General features: G+C 70.0%; 14 protein-coding genes. 7 read left to right on the top strand and 7 right to left on the bottom strand.

The genetic code is table 11. The annotated features are described in order from the left end of the window. Positions 1-4 precede the first annotated feature (4 nt). Both WMF44_RS39140 and WMF44_RS39145 read left to right on the top strand, forming a co-directional pair. Positions 5-907 (top strand): slipin family protein, encoded by a 903-nt coding sequence (locus tag WMF44_RS39140; protein WP_437295142.1) that lies wholly within the window; start codon positions 5-7, stop codon positions 905-907. Continuing rightward, entirely contained in the window at positions 904-1845 is a 942-nt protein-coding gene (locus WMF44_RS39145; RefSeq protein WP_437295143.1) for a hypothetical protein, read from the top strand. The genes WMF44_RS39140 and WMF44_RS39145 overlap by 4 nt, the downstream gene beginning before the upstream one ends. Positions 1846-1855: 10 nt before the next feature. On the opposite strand, the gene WMF44_RS39150 is transcribed toward WMF44_RS39145, so the two are convergent. The 3 genes from WMF44_RS39150 to WMF44_RS39160 form a co-directional block, all read right to left on the bottom strand. Next, positions 1856-3085: an STAS domain-containing protein gene (locus WMF44_RS39150; RefSeq protein WP_437295144.1), complete on the bottom strand. Its 1230-nt coding sequence runs from the start codon at positions 3083-3085 to the stop codon at positions 1856-1858. Positions 3086-3230: 145 nt separating this feature from the next. Continuing rightward, entirely contained in the window at positions 3231-4349 is a 1119-nt protein-coding gene (locus WMF44_RS39155; protein WP_437295145.1) for an STAS domain-containing protein, read from the bottom strand. 287 nt (positions 4350-4636) lie between these two features. Continuing rightward, the gene (locus WMF44_RS39160; protein ID WP_437295146.1) at positions 4637-5020 is read right to left on the bottom strand and encodes a hypothetical protein; all 384 of its coding nucleotides are present in this window, start codon (positions 5018-5020) and stop codon (positions 4637-4639) included. A gap of 460 nt (positions 5021-5480) precedes the next feature. Between WMF44_RS39160 and WMF44_RS39165 the strand changes: the two genes are divergently transcribed. Further along, positions 5481-5828, top strand: coding sequence for a hypothetical protein (locus tag WMF44_RS39165; RefSeq protein ID WP_437295147.1), 348 nt, complete (start codon positions 5481-5483; stop codon positions 5826-5828). A gap of 9 nt (positions 5829-5837) precedes the next feature. After that, on the top strand, positions 5838-7367 hold the full coding sequence (locus WMF44_RS39170; protein WP_437295148.1) for an APC family permease: 1530 nt from the start codon (positions 5838-5840) through the stop codon (positions 7365-7367). Between the two features lie 123 nt (positions 7368-7490). Here the strand turns inward: WMF44_RS39170 and WMF44_RS39175 are convergent, their stop codons facing one another. Together WMF44_RS39175 and WMF44_RS39180 are read right to left on the bottom strand one after the other, a co-directional pair. Continuing rightward, the gene (locus tag WMF44_RS39175; RefSeq protein ID WP_437295149.1) at positions 7491-8450 is read right to left on the bottom strand and encodes a gluconeogenesis factor YvcK family protein; all 960 of its coding nucleotides are present in this window, start codon (positions 8448-8450) and stop codon (positions 7491-7493) included. 45 nt (positions 8451-8495) lie between these two features. Further along, a complete protein-coding gene (locus tag WMF44_RS39180; protein WP_437301664.1) occupies positions 8496-9254 on the bottom strand; it encodes a DNA methyltransferase in 759 nt (252 codons plus the stop codon). Between the two features lie 950 nt (positions 9255-10204). On the opposite strand from WMF44_RS39180, the gene WMF44_RS39185 reads away from it, so the two are divergent. Next, positions 10205-10969 carry a hypothetical protein gene (locus tag WMF44_RS39185; RefSeq protein ID WP_437295150.1) on the top strand — a complete coding sequence of 255 codons (765 nt, stop codon included), beginning with the start codon at positions 10205-10207 and terminating at the stop codon, positions 10967-10969. Positions 10970-11153: 184 nt separating this feature from the next. Here the strand turns inward: WMF44_RS39185 and WMF44_RS39190 are convergent, their stop codons facing one another. Further along, complete coding sequence (locus WMF44_RS39190; protein ID WP_437295151.1) at positions 11154-12074, bottom strand: transposase; 921 nt, start codon at positions 12072-12074, stop codon at positions 11154-11156. Between the two features lie 424 nt (positions 12075-12498). Here WMF44_RS39190 and WMF44_RS39195 point away from each other — a divergent pair, with 424 nt between their 5' ends. Together WMF44_RS39195 and WMF44_RS39200 are read left to right on the top strand one after the other, a co-directional pair. Next, positions 12499-13011, top strand: a complete 513-nt coding sequence (locus WMF44_RS39195; RefSeq protein WP_437295152.1) for a hypothetical protein — start codon at positions 12499-12501, stop codon at positions 13009-13011. Positions 13012-13218: 207 nt separating this feature from the next. Then, positions 13219-15078 carry a hypothetical protein gene (locus tag WMF44_RS39200; RefSeq protein ID WP_437295153.1) on the top strand — a complete coding sequence of 620 codons (1860 nt, stop codon included), beginning with the start codon at positions 13219-13221 and terminating at the stop codon, positions 15076-15078. 40 nt (positions 15079-15118) lie between these two features. Here WMF44_RS39200 and WMF44_RS39205 read toward each other — a convergent pair whose 3' ends face one another. Next, positions 15119-15979 (bottom strand): hypothetical protein, encoded by an 861-nt coding sequence (locus WMF44_RS39205; protein WP_437295154.1) that lies wholly within the window; start codon positions 15977-15979, stop codon positions 15119-15121. Positions 15980-16042: the final 63 nt, after the last annotated feature.

The raw sequence follows: 16042 nt of genomic DNA on the forward strand, positions 1-16042 counted from the left end.
AGCGATGTCGCTGATCCTCACCGTGCTCGGGCTGTTCGCCGCGCTCTACCTGCTGTCGGGGCTGCGGCAGATCAACCAGTGGGAGGCCGCGCTGCGCTTCACGCTCGGCAAGCTGACCGGCCGCGTATCCCCCGGGGTGACGCTGTTCCTCCCGGGGATCCAGGAGCTGCGGCGCATCGACACGCGGATGAAGAACCGCGATCTCCTCCAGCAGATGGTGATCACCCGCGACAACGTGACCACGATGGTCGACGCGGTCGTCTATTACCGCGTCGTCGATCCGGAGAAGGCCACGCTGGCCGTCGAGAACTACGAGACGGCGATGAAGGACCGCGCGAAGGTCGTGCTGCGCGACGTGGTGGGCGAGACGCGGCTCGACGAGCTGCTCGCGCACCGCGAGGAGGTCGCCGCCAAGGTGCGCGCGCAGGTCGAGGCGGTGGCGGCCGCGTGGGGCCTGCACGTGGAGATGATCGGCCTCCAGGACATCGCGCTGCCGCCCCAGATGCAGGAGGTGCTCGCGAAGGGCGCGATCGCCGAGCGCGATAGGCGTTACGTGGTCATCAAGAGCGAGGCCGACGTGGAGAGCGCGAAGAACTTCGCGGAGGCGGCGGGCATCCTCGCGCGCTCGCCCGGGGCGATGGAGCTGCGCCGCTTCGAGGCGCTGGCGAACCTGAGCCAGGGCAACACCAAGGTGATCTTCGACCTCGCGAAGCCGTACGACGACGTGCGGCACGCGGCGGTCGCGATGGCCGAGGCGGCGGCCACCGAGGCGAAGCCCGTGCGCGTCCAGCAGGGGCAACGCCCGGTCGACGCGGAGGCGCAGCGCGAGGCCGAGGCGGCCCTCGAGGAGGAGGCGGCGCTCGAGGAGCAGCGGACGGCGCGGCGCGGGCGCATGGGCGGGGCGTGATCCCGGCGCTGACCGCGCTCAAGGCCGCGGTCGCGGCGCTGCTCGAGGCGCGCGGCGAGCGCGGGCTCTCCGCCCTCGTCGCCGGCGGGGAGCTCGCGCTCGCCGCCCCTCCCCAGCGGTGGACGCTGGGGTCGCGCGAGGTGAGCGCGTCGCGCCTCTCGCTGGCCGTCGACGCGCCCGAGTTCGCGGCGCTCACCGCGGATCCGAGCCGCCTCGCGGCGGTGAAGGAGGCGTTCGCGAGCGCGGTCCGCACGCCGGAGACGGAGCTCGCCGATCTGTCGCTGGTGCTGCGCCTGCCCGGCGTCGGGCGCGGGTGGAGCCACATCTACCGGGAGGCCGCCCTCCCGGCGGCGCAGGAGCGACCGGCTCCGGACGCGGTGCTCGGCGGCGCGGCGGCCCTGCTCGAGGCGTTGGGCGACGCGCGGGGCGCGGCGATGCTCCGCCGCGCGCGGCTCGAGGCGGCGCAGGTCGCGAGCGGGGGCGCCGCGCTGGTGCGCTGCGTGGTGCGGCTCGATCCAGCGGATCGCGCGGCGCTCGACCGCGACGGCGAGCGCGCGGAGCGGCTGCGGCGGGCGGTGCGCGACGCGGGGACGCGCGCCTCCGAGGCGATCGCGTCCGTGGAGCTCGCCACGGCGCTCTACCCGCTCGGGGGAGCGGCGGCGCCGGAGGCCCAGCTCGCGCGGGCGCTCGCGGCGCGCGGCGCGGTGGCGGTGACCATCCGCCGCGGTGACGGGCCGGAGGGCGAAGGCGTGGAGCTCGCGGTCGTGGCGTCCGGCGAGCTCATGCGCGTCCGGATCACGGCGGCCCCGGAGCGCGAGCACGGCGGCTGGAGAGCCGAGGGGATCCGCGCGATCACCGTCACGGCCGGGGACCTCGCGACGCCAGAGCGGACGGAGGAGCTCGCCGCGCTGCTCTGCGGCGGCGGCGAGCTCCCGTGACGCGCCGCGGTCAGCCCCGCGCCAGCAGGCCGGGCGTCGCGGCGCCGGCGCCGGGCGTCGCAGCGCCGTTGCGCGGGGGGTTCTCCGGGCGGCTCATGCTCCGGATCGCATGCTGGAGCGCCGCGCGGAGGTTGCGCTGCGTGTTGAGCTGCGAGAGGTCGAGCCCGAGCGCGACCATCGTCTGGGCGACGTTCGGCTTGATGCCCGCCACGATCCCGTCGGCGCCGAGCAGCCGGATCGCCGTGACGAGCTCGATCAGGTGGCTCGCGACCTTCGTGTCGACCACCTCGACGCCCGTCAGGTCGAGGATCGCGAAGCGCGCCTGCTTCTCCACGATCTTCGAGAGCAGGCTGTCCATCACGTCGGCGGTGCGCATGCTGTCGACCGTCCCCACCATCGGCAGCGTGAGCACGCCGTCCCAGACCTCGATGATCGGCGTGGAGAGATCGCGAATGACCTTCTGCTGCGCCTCGATCTGCTGCAGCTGAGCGCGCAGCTCCTCCTCCGTGCGCTTGGACTCCGAGATGTCGAGCGCCAGCCCCATCACGCCGCACACGGGCCCTCCGCGCTCGTCCTGGAGCGGGGTGATCCAGTTGTCCCAGTAGACGCCGAACGCGTCGGTGCGGAAGCCGCGCACCTCCCCGTCGAACCATTGGCGCAGATCCGCGGCGGAGAGGGTGATGCCAGTCGTTTCTGGCTTGTCCGCATAGATGTCGAACCAGCTGGCCCCGACGAGCTGCCCGGGCTTGAGCCCGGCGCCCCCGAGCCCCTTGCCGTCGTGATAGAAACAGACTCCATCCCTGTCGATCGCCCAGAGCACCACGTTGTCCACGTGCTCGGCGATGCTGTCCAGGATGCGCGCCTTGTTGCGGAGGGTCGCCAGCTCCTTGTCATCGAGCTCGGAGGTCGGCTGGAGCGACCCGAAGACAGCGCTGCGATCGGGCGATCGCCTCGCTTTGCACGACAGCGGCCGGTACGCCCCGCGCGCGTCGCGGAGGCGGACGCGGAACGAGACGGGCTCGTCCGTCTGCTCGAGCTTCGCCCACGCCGCAAGGAGCGCTGCGCGATCGTCCGGGTGAGCGAGCTCTGCGAGCGTCGTCCCCCCCTCGCTCGCGGGACCGATGACCTCCCGCAAGGCATCGTTTTCGTGGAGCAGTCCGCCGGCCGCCGAGGCGACGAAGAGCAGCTCAGGACAGCTGGCGAAGAACTCCGCAAACAGCGCGCTCGAAGTAACGCTCATGACACAAGCCTCCCTCTGCGGCATCCGGAAGGACACGAGGGTATCGCACGCGAAGCCCTCGCGGAAAGGGCCCCATTGCGTTGCGGCCGATTCCAGCTCTGGTGTTTGCCCTGCTGCGGCGGCGAGCTCCCGTAACGCGCCGCGGTCAGCCCGGCGTCGGCAGGCCGGGCGTCACGGCGCCGGCCGTCGCGGCGCCGTTGCGCGGGGGGCTCTCCGGGCGGGTCATGCTCCGGATCGCATGCTGGAGCGCCGCGCGGAGGTTACGTTGTGTGTTGAGCTGCGAGAGGTCGAGCCCGAGCGCGACCATCGTCTGCGCGACGTTCGGCTTGATGCCCGCCACGATCCCGTCGGCCCCGAGCAGCCGGATCGCCGTGACGAGCTCGATCAGGTGGCTCGCGACCTTCGTGTCGACCACCTCGACGCCCGTCAGGTCGAGGATCGCGAAGCGCGCCTGCTTCTCCACGACCTTCGAGAGCAGGCTGTCCATCACGTCGGCCGTGCGCATGCTATCGACCGTCCCCACCATCGGCAGCGTGAGCACGCCGTCCCAGACCTCGATGATCGGCGTGGAGAGATCGCGAATGACCTTCTGCTGCGCCTCGATCTGCTGAAGCTGGGCGCGCAGCTCCTTCTCCCTGCTCCTGGACTCCGAGATGTCGAACGACAGCCCCAGCAAGCCGCCGCCGGGCTCACCGTCCTCCCCACGGAGCGGGGTGATCCAGTTGTCCCAGTAGACGCCAAGCATGTCGCTGCGAAAGCGGCGCACCTTCCCGTCGAACCATTCGCGCACGCTGTCGACGGGCGCGTCGTCGACGGCCGCGTCTGCCTGGTTCCCATACAGCTCGAACCAGTTGACCCCGACGAGCTGCCCGCGCTTGAACCCGGCGGTCCCGAGCGCCTTGCCATCGTGATAAAAACAGGTCCCTTCGCTGTCGAGCGCCCAGAACGCCATGTTGTCCACGTGCTCGACCATGCTGTCCAGGATGCGCGCCTTGTTGCGGAGGGTCGTCAGCTCCTTGTCATCGATCTCGGATGTCGGCCGGAGCGACCCGAAGACCGCGCTGCGATCGGGCGAACGCTTCGCGTTGCACGACAGCGACCGGTACGCCCCGCGCGCGTCGCGGACACGGAGGCGGAGAGAGATGGGCTCGCCGGTCTGCTCAAGCTTCGCCCACGCGTCCAGGAGCGCCGCGCGATCCTCGGGGTGAGCGACCTCTGTAAGGGTCGTCCCCCCCTCGCTCAGGGGGCCAAGGATCTCCCGCAAGGCTTCATTCTCGTGGAGCAGTCCGCCTGCGGCCGAGGCGACGAAGAGCAGCTCAGGACAGCTGGAGAAAAATTCAGCAAATAACCCATTCGAAGCAACGCTCATCACGCAGGCCCCTCTCCCCTGGATATCAGAATGGCAGGAAGGTATCCCACGCGATGCCCTCGAGGGAACGTCTCTCGCGGCGGTGCCATTTCCAGCGCGGGTGCGTGCAAGCAGGCGCTCGCGGCGGCGAGCCACGCCCAACGGGCGTATCTTCATGGCGTACGGAGGAGAGCGTCTCCGGCTCAGGCCCTCGACGACGCCCGGTACGAGTCGGACACGACCTTCTTTGCGAAGTCGATGATCGGCTCCCTGGGGACGTTCTGGATCGCGTACTTGACCGCGTAGCCGCCGGCGAGGACGGTGAGCTGGCGCAGGATCTTCGAGCTGGCGAGCACGCCAATCGCAAACGCCGCTCCGCCGATCGCGATCGGGACGATGTACGGGACGTCCTTGACCTTGGTCTGGATGTCCTTGGCGAACTTCAGCAGCATGTCGAGGCTCACCGCGCCCTCGCCGCCCTGCGTCTGCGGCGCGCCAGCCTCGTGCGAGCCGGACTCCTGCGAGCCGGCCTCGTAAATCCCGTTCTTGTACCCGCCCGAAGTGTACTGGTCGTTACCGATACTCATAGCGCTCTACCTCGTCCTGAGATGATCAGCCACGGAAGTGGCGATATCTCCCGGCGCCATGCGAAGCACATACCAGCCGCGAGCGCCGGACGGCCGACGCGCAGCCATGCGTACGCCCGCGCGGCTCGCGCGGCAGCGGGCGAGCCGCTTGCTCCAGCGGCGAGCGCGCTCGCACGCGAGGGCGCCCGCCTGCGATGAGGCAAGTTGGCCTGGCGTGGCAAATGATCCCACCTGGATCGGCTCACACGATATCGGCTCGCATCGGAGGAGAGGCTGGCCGTGCAAACCTCGAATGCGGCGGGCTGCCCCCACGCTCATGCAGGCGACGCTCGTGCTCGATCAGCACCGCTGACGAGCGCTCGGCGCGAGCTTGGAGCACCGGTTGCACGCTGCGGCTCCGACCGACGCATGCGCGACGAAGCTCGCTCCCGGCACACGCCTTGCGTGAGCTGCCTCACCCATGTCGCTCATGACGGTGCTGTTCGGCCGGCGGCTGGCCTCGGATGAAGAGGAGAAGGAACAGATCGGCCCGCTCTCCGGGATCCCGGTCCTGGGCCTCGACGCGCTCGCTTCCGCGTCGTACGGCCCCGAGGCCGCGCTCACCGTGCTCCTCCCCCTCGGCGCGCTCGGCGTCCACTACATCGTGCCGCTCAGCGCCTTGGTCATCGGGCTGCTCGCGATCGTCTACGTACCGTACCGCCAGACGAGCGCCGCGTACCCGAACGGCGGCGGCTCGCACATCGTCGCGAAGGAGAACCTCGGCACGCGCGCCGGCCTCGTCGCGGCGGCGGCGCTCCTCATCGACTAGGTGCTCAACGTGGCGGTCGCCATCTCCGCGGGGGTGGGCGCGCTGGTCTCCGCGGTGCCCTCGCTCCTGCCCCACACCCTGGGCCTCTGCATCGCGGTCCTCGTCGTGCTCACCGCGGCCAACCTGCGCGGGCTCCGCACCGCAGGCCTCGTGTTCCTGGTGCCGACATACGCGTTCCTCGGCTGTCTCTTCGCGGTGATCGGGATCGGGATCGGGAAGACGATCCTCCACGGAGGGCACCCGCCGCCCGTGGTCGCGCCGCCCTCGCTGCCGGTCGCGCTCGGGACCGCGAGCCTGGCGCTCCTCTTCCACTCTTTCGCGAGCGGGTGCACCGCGATGACGGGCGTGGAAGCGGTGAGCAACGGCGTCCCTGCCTTTCGCAAGCCGAGCAGCGAGCAGGCGCGCCGGACGCTGTCCTACATCGTCGCCTCGCTCGGCATCCTGCTCGCCGGGATCGCGATCCTCGCGCGGGCATACGGCATCACCGCCACCGAGCCCGGCAAGAGCGGCTATCAGAGCATCGTCTCGCAGATCGTGGGCGCGGTCGTGGGGCGCGGCCCGTTCTACTACGTGACCCTGGCCGCCGTGGTGGCGGTGCTCATGCTCTCGGCCAACACCAGCTTCGCCGACTTCCCGCGCCTCTGTCAGCTCCTCGCGCTCGATCGCTTCCTGCCCGAGCCCTTCATCCACCGCGGCAGGCGCCTCGCCTTCTCCTACGGCATCGGCGTCCTCGCCGGGCTCTCGGCCCTCCTGCTCGTCGTCTTCCAGGGCATCACCGACGCCCTCATTCCGCTCTTCGCGGTGGGCGCGTTCCTCGCCTTCACGATGTCGCAGGCGGGGATGACCGCGCACTGGCGCAGGGTCGGCGGCGAGCGCTCCCGGCTCCACCTCACCGTCAACGCGACCGGCGCCACGGCCACGGCCGCCACGCTCGTCATCATCATCCTCTCGAAGTTCACCGAGGGGGCGTGGATCTCGACCCTGCTCGTGCTCGGGGCCATTCTCATCTTCTGCCATGTGCGACGCCACTACAAGCACATCGACGAGGTGGTTCGCGCCCGCGCGCCGCTCGACCTCACCCCGCCTCCGCCGCCGATCGTGGTGGTCCCGATCAGGCGCTGGGATCTCGTGGCGCAGAAGGGGCTCCGCTTCGCGCTCCGCCTCTCGCCCGAGGTCTACGCGCTCCAGGTGCTCCTCGACGATCCTCGCGTCGAGGACCTGAGCGGCGAATGGCACGATCTGGTGGAGGAGCCCGCGAAGGAGAAGGGGGTACCGGCGCCGCGGCTCTCGGTGGTGCGGTCCCGCTACCGGCGGCTCTTCAGGCCGCTGCTCCGCTTCGTCACGACCCTCGCGCGCGCCCACCCGGACCGGCAGGTGGCGGTCGTCGTGCCAGAGGTGGTCGAGTCACGCTGGTACCATTACCTGCTCCACAACCACACGGCATCGGTCCTCAAATGGCTCCTTCTCTTCCGGGGCGGGAAGGGCATCGTGATCGTCAACACGCCTTTTTATGTGCCCGATGCACCGGAGGCCGCCTGATCGTCGTGCGCGGCCGCGCCGGCCCGAGGCCGCCCGGACGACGCGGCAGCGCCGCGTCCCGGAAGCGCGCCGCGGGTGGGCGTGGAGCGTGGGGCCAGGCGCGGCGGAGCCGGGCCCGGGGCCTCACCACCAGGAGCGCTGGCGGGCGAGCGACACGATCGCGGCCGAGAGCTTGCGCGGGTCGTGGCGAATCAGCTTGCCGCCGAACAGCAGGTCGGCAGGGACGAGGAGGTCGGAGGCGAGCGGTTTGTCCGGCGAGGTCACGACCGGCTCAGAGCCGGCGGAGGCGTACTCCTCGAGGCCTTCGGAGGGCCAGACGTCGTTGACGAGCACCGCGTCGAGCCGGGCCTCGCCGAGGTACATGGCGATGGTCCCCACGAAGTCCTCGACCGTGTAGCCGGGGGTCTCGTTGGGCTTCGTCATCAGGTTGCACACGAACATCGCGCGGGCGCGGCTCGCCGCGATGGCCTCGCGCACACCCTTGACCAGGAGGTTCGGCACGAGGCTCGTGTAAAGATCTCCCGGCCCGAGGATGATGAGATCGGCCTCCGCGATCGCGTCGAGCGCCGCTGGATACGCCTGGGCCTCGGGATCCAGGTAGACCGAGAGCACCGGCGCATCGAGCATGTCGGAGAGGTTGTCAATCGACGCTTCGCCGCGGATGGTCCGGTCGTTCTCGAGGTGCATCACGAGATCGACGTGATCCATCGTGACCGGGAGGACGCGGTTCTTGACGGAGAAGATCTCGTGCAGGCGCTCGACGGTGAGGGGGAGCGAGCCGGTGATCTCCTGCACCGCGGTGAATATCAGGTTGCGCAGGGTGTGCCCGCCGAGGCTCCCCGAGCGGAAGCGGTGGCCGAGCAGCTCCTTCAGCGCTTCCGGGTGCTCGGACAGGGCGACGAGGCAACGCGTGAAGTCGCCTGGCGGCAGGAGGCCGTACTCGTCCCGGAGCCTCCCGGAGCTCCCGCCCGAGTCCATCATGGTCACGATCGCGGTGATGCGGACGCTCAGGTCACGCAGACCGGTGAGGAGCGCGTAATGGCCCGTCCCCCCTCCCACGGTCACGATCTTCGGCGTCGCCATGGGGGAGCAGGCTACCATGCGGACGAGCGGGGCCGATACCGACCGTCAGGCCGCCGAGATCTCGACGCGCGGCCGCGGCGCGCATTTCGCGAGGCGGCGCGACGCGACGGCGTGGTACGTGGGCGCGATCTCGGCGCTGTAGCAGCGCCTCCCTGCGGTGAAGGCCGCCACCGCGACGGAGCAGAGCCCCCCGAATGGCTCCCAGACGACATCGCCAGGATCGGACGATGCGCGGATGATGCGATCGAGCAGCTTGAGGGGCTTCTGGTTGCCGTGGATCGACCGGGTGTCCTCCTTGAAGCGTTCGGGGCCGCGGACGGCCGGCTCGTGCCAGACGTTGGTCACGCCGACCTCGCAATGGAACTTGGCTCTCAGGGTAGCCCATTCCTCGCCCGTCAACGGCCGCTTGCCATCGACCGAGAAGTAGGGTCGCCCCTCGGGGCGGCCGTGCGCGTTCGCGAAGGCGGCGATCTGCTCGAACGCCGAGGCCGGGGGGTAATACCAGAGGTGGCAGCGGGTGAAGTACTTCCTCGTGGCCGCGTTCTTCACGCCGCACGCCTCGTTCGTCTGGCGCAGGGGGAGGCCCGAGCGCTCCCATTCATGCCGCAGCCAGGTCTTGAGGGGCAGCCGCACGCCGGCGCTCTCCAGGAGGACCTTGCGCACGTACTGCACGCACACCTCGCTCACCACGGGGAACTTGCGCAGGGTCCGGGTGTTCGCGTTGCCCGCGATGTGGGCGATCCCCTTGTCCCAGACGTGGCAGGTCCGGTACTCCCAGCCGTGCTGCTCGAGCAGCGGGTGCACCGTCGCCCAGCCGATCTCCGTCCCCCAGAACCAGAGGGTGGCGGACGGCAAGGCGCGCTCCGACCAGACGGCGACGTGGGGCGCGTACCAGGCGGCGAGCCCGTCGTGCGTCGGGGGATCGCCGGGAAAACCGGAGACGCCATAAGCACCGTCGGAGACAATCACGGTGGGTCTCGGCCAGGAGGCGTAGTGCTCCAGCGCGTCGCCGAGCGTCAGGGTGGGGTGGAGGTTGGTCGATGCGCGCTTCACGGGGGGCACGCGGCCATCCAATCGAACTGCGCGGATCTGTCAACAAAACGGCGGAGCTCGTCCCCCGCGAGCCGCCTGGACCCGCGCGCCACGCGGCGCGGGCGGGGCGCGCTTCGCCAGCGCGCCGGGCGCTCGCCGAGCGCGAGCCCCGAGCGCCCGGGATCGGCCCATCCGTACGACATCGCCGCCCTCCAGTCGACGTCGGGCGCAACGTCGGTCGGCGTCGGTCGCGTCGGGCGCAACGTCGGTCGCGTCGGGCGCAACGTCGGTCGCCTCGGTCCGGGAGCAACGTCGGTCGCCTCGGTCGGTCGGCGTCGGGCGCAACGTCGGTCGCGACGGCCGCGGTCGCGACGGCCGCGCCCTCCCCGTACCGGCCGTGATCCCGGCGCCACCGCAGCGCCGCCCCCGCGGTGGGCATCGACGCGCGGATCTACGAAGACGTGCACGGACGTCGCCCCGAGGAGACAGCCTGTGGAAATGAGGGGAACACTATCCGCGCAGGATCGCGCACGGCCCGCGTGCCGCCTTCGTGCCGGTGATTGAAGAGCTCGCTCGTCCAGCGTATGTTCGGTGGCTTGGTGCGCAACTTCGCTTTGCCGGCGCTCCGCGGCGATGCCCGCGATGAGGCCGACACCGGTGTGACCAGCCTACGCGGGGCCATCGATTCCACACGGGAGGAAATCATGAATGCATTGAAGCGCATGAGCTCGAGAGCCGCTGTTCGCGCGCTCCCGGCCGCCGTTCTGGCCGGGGTGAGCCTGCTCGCGCCGCGCCCGGCAGAGGGCCAGACGGCCGGAGAGCCGGGCCATTTCTACTGGGCCGACACGCTCGTGACCCACATCGCACCGGCAAACAACGAATATGGAAACGGAACCACCTATGTTTATTGGGCCGGCGTCGGAGGAGCCACGGATTACCGGAGCCGCAGCCTGTGCGCGTCGTTCGTCACGAACGTCCTCAAGCAGGCCTATCAGCTGTCCGTCTACGACATCAACACATGGTTCGGCAGCACGAGCCCGAACGCCGCGCTTTACCACGACAGGATCATCGAGGAGGTCGGCTTCGAGCAGATCGTGACGGTGAGCGAGATCGAGGCCGGCGATATCGTCGCGATCGAGTATCCGGCGGGGAGCACGGCGAGCGGGCACGTCGCCATCGCGGCAGGCCCTGCGGTGCCACGCGTGGCGACCTATCCGTTCGTCACGGGTACAATCCAGTACTCGCTCCTCGTCCTCGACTCGAGCACCACGGGCCACGGGACAACCGACACCCGGCGCAACGCGGACGGCTCCTGGCACGCGGGTGTTGGCAGGGGCGTCATGCGCCTCTATGCCAACAGCAACGGGACGATCGTGGGACACGCCTGGAGCACGCAATCGGGATCGACCTACTATGGGACGCAGGTGCGCGATATCGTCGTCGGCCGGATCACCGAGCCGTATATCGAGCTCCCCCTACCACTGTAGCGACGCGCACGGACCGCCCGCGCCCCCTCGACCACCAGGCCGGCTCACGCAATCCCGGCGCCCTTGACGTGTAGTTCCACACGAAAACCAGGTGCGCGTTCATGCACGCGAACGGAGGGCGCCTGCCGCTCACTCGCCCTCGTTCAGCAGCCCAGGTGCCGCGTCGGTATCCCGATCGTCCCTTTTACGACACGAGCGGTTCATCGTTCACGGCCACGCCATGGAATACGCGCATCCACCACGTTTGTGCCGGAAACACCACGCTGCGCAGCCCTGCACGCCATCGTTGAAGCGCCTCGCGGTACGCTGCGCGAAATGCCCGGACAGCGGCGACCGCGGTCCTTCGTGCGTCCGCATGTCCTCTCCCCACCGCAAACGTCGGATTGAGGCCGCGAGGCGCCTCGAAGCTCGTCGCGCGAGCGTCGGGCGACACCGTGCATGCGCGCTCGGGGCCGAGGAAACCGCGGTCAGCTCGATGCATCGCGGCGTGCGCCTCGGCTTCCTTCCGCTCCAGCTCCGCCGCCACCTCGCGCCGGAAGGCGTCAGCGTCATCATCCGCCACAGCTGGCGGAAGCGAGATCGCAATGGCGGCGTCCTCGGGCCATACAGGATTGTTCGGAGCAAAGTAGACGTCAGGACGCCTCGCCCGCAGCTCACCGCGGCCGATTTCGTTGACGAGCACCTTCGCTCCCGGCCATTCCTTCGCACGTCGCACCAACCCCGCCTCGACCGGGTTCGCCAGTGAATATGAAATCTTTTCCACCACGGCCGCCCGCGTCAAGAGGCGAACGACGCTGGTTGCTTCGTGGCCCCACACCGGCCCCTCCCAGGTTCGGAGCACCTTGGTCCCCAGCGCCACGAGGCGATGAAACAGCTGCAGGAACCGCGGAAGCACCCCTTCGACGTCAGTGACGACGATGTGCAGGTGCGTGGACATAGCACACAATGCATGCAGGCGAATGCCGTAGCGCCTGGCCGAAACCGCGAGTGCATAGATGATCAGCTGAGTAATCGCGGCATCCGGTCGGAAGAGGAGGTGTCGCCGCAACGCGCGTCGTGTGAGGAGATAGGTGGCACCTGCAACGATAGCGCGAGGCTGGCTCATCGCCGCTGATTATGCCAAATGCGTGCCGCGGCCTACGGCCAATGATTTCGCATACTTGAATCTTCGAGATCCTGGCGGTTGCTGTTTTCCGCCGGCGCCCGCCATGGCCTATGCCCGGGACCGCATCATAGACAACACGTATCGGGTCTCACCACCAAGGCAACGTCGGTCAGACCGACCCGACCGGCCGGGCCGGCAGACCGGCAACGTCGGTCAGGTCGACAGTCCACGGCAACGTCGGTCAGACCGGCAGTCAGCTCGGCACGGGCCCAACAGCGGCCTCCGTTTCCGGTGGCACGGGCCCAACAGCGGCCTCCGTTTCCGGTTGACATCTGGCACGGCGCATGGATCAACCACATTGCGCGCGTTCATGGTTGTCGACCTCGTGCGATGCTCTCGCCCGCCATGCTGCTGGAGAACTCCCATGCACCGACCCCTCCTCGCCCAAGGCCTCGTGCTGTCGCTCTCGCCGTTCGGGTGCTCTACTAGCCCGGAAATTCCTGAAGCGTACGGCATGGCGGTCATGACCGTGAACGGGGAGAGCTTGGTGCTTGACACGGGGGATAGCGGCAAGCTGCCTGTCGCCGGATTCGACGACAGCTGGGACGTTGACTGCTCCCGCCTCAATGGCGAAACCAATCTGGAGCTGGTGGATCACTCGAAGGACAGGAGGGGCTTCTACTACCTCAATCTCCATCTGCTCGGCAGCAAGCGCAAGGGCGGCGACGCTGCTGTCGTGAACATGCGAATGTACGTCGACGATGCGCTTTTCTATGGCTCTTGCCATGCGACGCTCCGGACATCGTCCGAGGACTCGCACGAATGCAAGTTCTCTTTCGCTGACTGTCGCCTGAACTTGCTCGGCGCTGCCCAGGACGTTGTCCCAGCGCGCCTCGAGTTCGCGTCATTCCACTTGAAATGGTGCTTCGTCCCGTGAGGGGGCGGAGCGCGATATGTCCAAGGACAGCTCCTCCGCGGCGCGTCATGGCGCAAGACGACCGACGCCGCTCCACAGGGCGTCCCGACAGCGCGCGAGGCGCTCGCACCGGGCGCGATGTCGGGCACGGCGTGCCGCAATGAGGCTTGGAGGAGCGCCTCGAAGCAGCTCTGGCCGGCGCGTCGACCCGCAGGTACACCTCGATCCATGGCCGATGCGTCTCCCCGGCGGAGGTTCAGCGCCGCGTTCGTTCGGTGGTCTCGCCGCGTCCGGCGGCGGCTCGCGCTCGATCTGATCCTCACCGGCGCCGCCGCTGGGATGATGCTCGGCGCGGTAGGCGCGGCGGTCGCCTGGCACATGCGGCAAGGAGCGCTGCGCCCCTGGATGGCCGCGGGCGGCTTGCTCGGCGCCGTCGCTGGCGCAGCGGTGGCGCGCCGGCGCCGGTGGACTGACCCGAACGTCGCGCTGTTTCTCGACGGCAAGCTCGGCTCCGCCGAGTCGGTCTCCACGGCCGTCGAGCTCGCAGCAGCCGAGGACGCGGCGGACGGCGCGCCCGGTGCCAGCGCAGCCGCGGCCCGCGAGGTGGTGTTCGCCCACGCGACCGCGGCCCTCGATGCCGCAACCGCCCGGCAGGTCCGCACGCCCCTGGGGCGACGCTGGCATGCCGGAGCGCCCCTCGCGGCAGCGGCCATTGGCTATCTCAGCTGGCTTCCCCTGCCACCAGCGCCCGCGGCAGCAGCGCCCCCACCCGGGGCCGATCAGGTACGCCTCGCCGAGATCGCCGGCCTCGGGCGGGTGGTCCAGCTTTCCGAGATCGACGCTCGAGACGCGGAGCAACACGACCGGCTGAAAAAGCTCTCAGACGACGCGAAGAGGCTCCGCGAAAAGCTGAAGAGCGGCGTCGAGCGCCGCGAAGCGCAGGCCGAGCTCGGCAGGCTCCGCGACGCGATCACGGCCGAGCGGCTATCGCTCGGCGAGGGCGAGCAGCGTCATGGGATGGAGTCGGCGCTCGGCAAGCTCGGAGAAGACCCTCAGCTGAAGCGGGCTGCGAAGGCGCTCGGCGATCGCGACCTCGTGGCATTCGACGAGGAGATGGCGCGGCTCGCGAACAAGCTCGAGCGGGACGACCGCGAGCGGGCCAGGAAGGTGCTCGAGGAGGCCGCCGAAGCCGCCAAGAGGGCCGGCGCCCCCGGCGTGGCCAAGGCGCTCGAGGAACAGCGCAAGCTGCTGGATCAGCGCGGCAAGCAGGCCGACGCGTTGAGGGAGCTGGCGGAGGCGCTCGGCGACGGGCTCGGCGACGAGGGGCGCGACGCGCTCCGCGAGTTCGCCCGGACCGGCAGCGACCGCGACGCGCGGCGGCTTGCTGGCAGCCTCGAGGAGGCGCTCGAAAAATTGAGCCCCGAGGAGCGCAAGCGGCTCGCCGACCGCTTGAAGCAGCGAATGGCGCAGTCGCCCGAGAGCGCGCTCGGAGAGCCGATGTCAAAGGAGCAGATGCGCGAGCTCGCACGGCAGCTCGAGACGCCGGACGGACAGCGGCAGCTCGAGGAACAGCTGCGCCAGATGGCCCAGGAGGGGGGCCCGGGCAGCGAGGAATCGAAGCGCCAGCGAGCGCTCGACGATGCACAGCGCGGGGCGGGCGAGGCCGAGGGGCAGCTCGGGGGGACGCCGCTCCCGATGCCGATCGCAGGTGGGTCAGGCCAACCGGGGTTGGGCGGCCAGGAGCGCGGACAGGGCGGGCAGCAGGGCTCGTCGGGGAGCGGGGCGGGCAAGCAGGGGTCGGCGCAGCCAGGTCACTCGGAGGGCGGCGGCTCGGGCAGCCACGAAGGGCAGACCGACGCGATCGCCGGGGGTGAGCTGCGCTCACGGGCCAGCGCAAGGCTCAACCCGGGTAGGCCGATGCCGGGGATCGTGACGGGCCGAGCAGCCGGGCGCTCCGGAGACACCGCCAACGTGCGCGGCGAGAGCGCGCTCGGTGTCGTGGGTCCCCAGGAGGTCGGCGGTGTCGAGCGCAGCGATGTCCCCGAGGAGTACCGCGAGCAGGTGGGCCGTTACTTCCAGCCGCGCTGAGTCCGGGGACGAGACGTGGAGCGCGCAGCGCCCACCGGCCTTAGAAGCTCGCGCCCAGCAGCAGGCCGTTCGCCTCCGCGCTCACCAAGGGCGCGGCATACAGCCGGGGGAGCCCGGCCTTCGTGACCGGCGGGCGGCTCGACGTGGAGAACGCGTACAAGGCCGTCCCCGCGAGCACCACGCCGCCGCCGAGGAAGCTCCAGAACGAGACGTTGGCGAGCGTGGTCTGGGCGTCGCGCAGGTCGGTGCGCCTCGCGCTGCCGAACGGCTCCGTCGCTGCGGACTCGCCCTTTGCCGTGGAGAGGATCGCGAAGGTCACGCCCGACGCGAGCCCGAGCAGCCCGACGGCCCCGCCCGCGACCACCAGCGGAATGCTCGGGCCCGAATCGAGGCTGAGGGCGATGCTCTGGTCCGAGCCCCTCGCCACGAGCAGCGACGTCGACGTCCTGGCGCCAGCGCGGCGTGCCTCGATCGTGCGCTTGCCGGGATCGACGAACACCTGGGTGTCGAGGGGCGAATGCCCGACGACCTTGCCGTCGACGAGCACCTCGGCGTCGTCGACGTTCACGCTGATGCGAAGCGCGCCGACCTGCGACCTGGCGACGGCGAGGCGCTTCTGCAGGAAGCTCTTCTTCTCGGCCTTCTCGCCGAGCGGAAAGGTATTGAGCGCGTACAGGAGGTGCTCGGCCGCCTCGCGGGGCTGGTTCACCTCCAGCTCGACGTTCCCGAGGTTGCCGGCCACGTCAAAGCTTTGCTGGAGATCCCACGCCGCCTGATAACGCGCCTCGGCCTCGGCGAATCGCGCTTCATCGTAGAACCTGTTCCCCTCCCGGTAGAGCTGCGCGGCGCGCTCGCCCGCGCGCGACGTCGCAGGCGGGGCGTCGGTCGGAGAGTTCGGCATCAGCCGAGCCTCGCCGGTCGCGCTCGCGACGCTCGGCCCCAGAAGAACCGCCGCGCACGGGAG

Source organism: Sorangium sp. So ce426 (genome assembly GCF_051475585.1).
GTDB classification, from domain to species: Bacteria; Myxococcota_A; Polyangia; order Polyangiales; family Polyangiaceae; genus Sorangium; species Sorangium cellulosum_B.

What these genes read in the sequence shown, in the direction of transcription:
- WMF44_RS39140 (WP_437295142.1), top strand. Translation starts at nt 5, where the DNA reads ATGTCGCTGATCCTCACCGTGCTCGGGCTGTTCGCCGCGCTCTACCTG.
- WMF44_RS39150 (WP_437295144.1), bottom strand. Translation starts at nt 3,085, where the DNA reads ATGAGCGTTACTTCGAGCGCGCTGTTTGCGGAGTTCTTCGCCAGCTGT.
- WMF44_RS39160 (WP_437295146.1), bottom strand. Translation starts at nt 5,020, where the DNA reads ATGAGTATCGGTAACGACCAGTACACTTCGGGCGGGTACAAGAACGGG.
- WMF44_RS39165 (WP_437295147.1), top strand. Translation starts at nt 5,481, where the DNA reads ATGTCGCTCATGACGGTGCTGTTCGGCCGGCGGCTGGCCTCGGATGAA.
- WMF44_RS39175 (WP_437295149.1), bottom strand. Translation starts at nt 8,450, where the DNA reads ATGGCGACGCCGAAGATCGTGACCGTGGGAGGGGGGACGGGCCATTAC.
- WMF44_RS39185 (WP_437295150.1), top strand. Translation starts at nt 10,205, where the DNA reads ATGAGCTCGAGAGCCGCTGTTCGCGCGCTCCCGGCCGCCGTTCTGGCC.
- WMF44_RS39190 (WP_437295151.1), bottom strand. Translation starts at nt 12,074, where the DNA reads ATGAGCCAGCCTCGCGCTATCGTTGCAGGTGCCACCTATCTCCTCACA.
- WMF44_RS39195 (WP_437295152.1), top strand. Translation starts at nt 12,499, where the DNA reads ATGCACCGACCCCTCCTCGCCCAAGGCCTCGTGCTGTCGCTCTCGCCG.
- WMF44_RS39200 (WP_437295153.1), top strand. Translation starts at nt 13,219, where the DNA reads ATGGCCGATGCGTCTCCCCGGCGGAGGTTCAGCGCCGCGTTCGTTCGG.
- WMF44_RS39205 (WP_437295154.1), bottom strand. Translation starts at nt 15,979, where the DNA reads ATGCCGAACTCTCCGACCGACGCCCCGCCTGCGACGTCGCGCGCGGGC.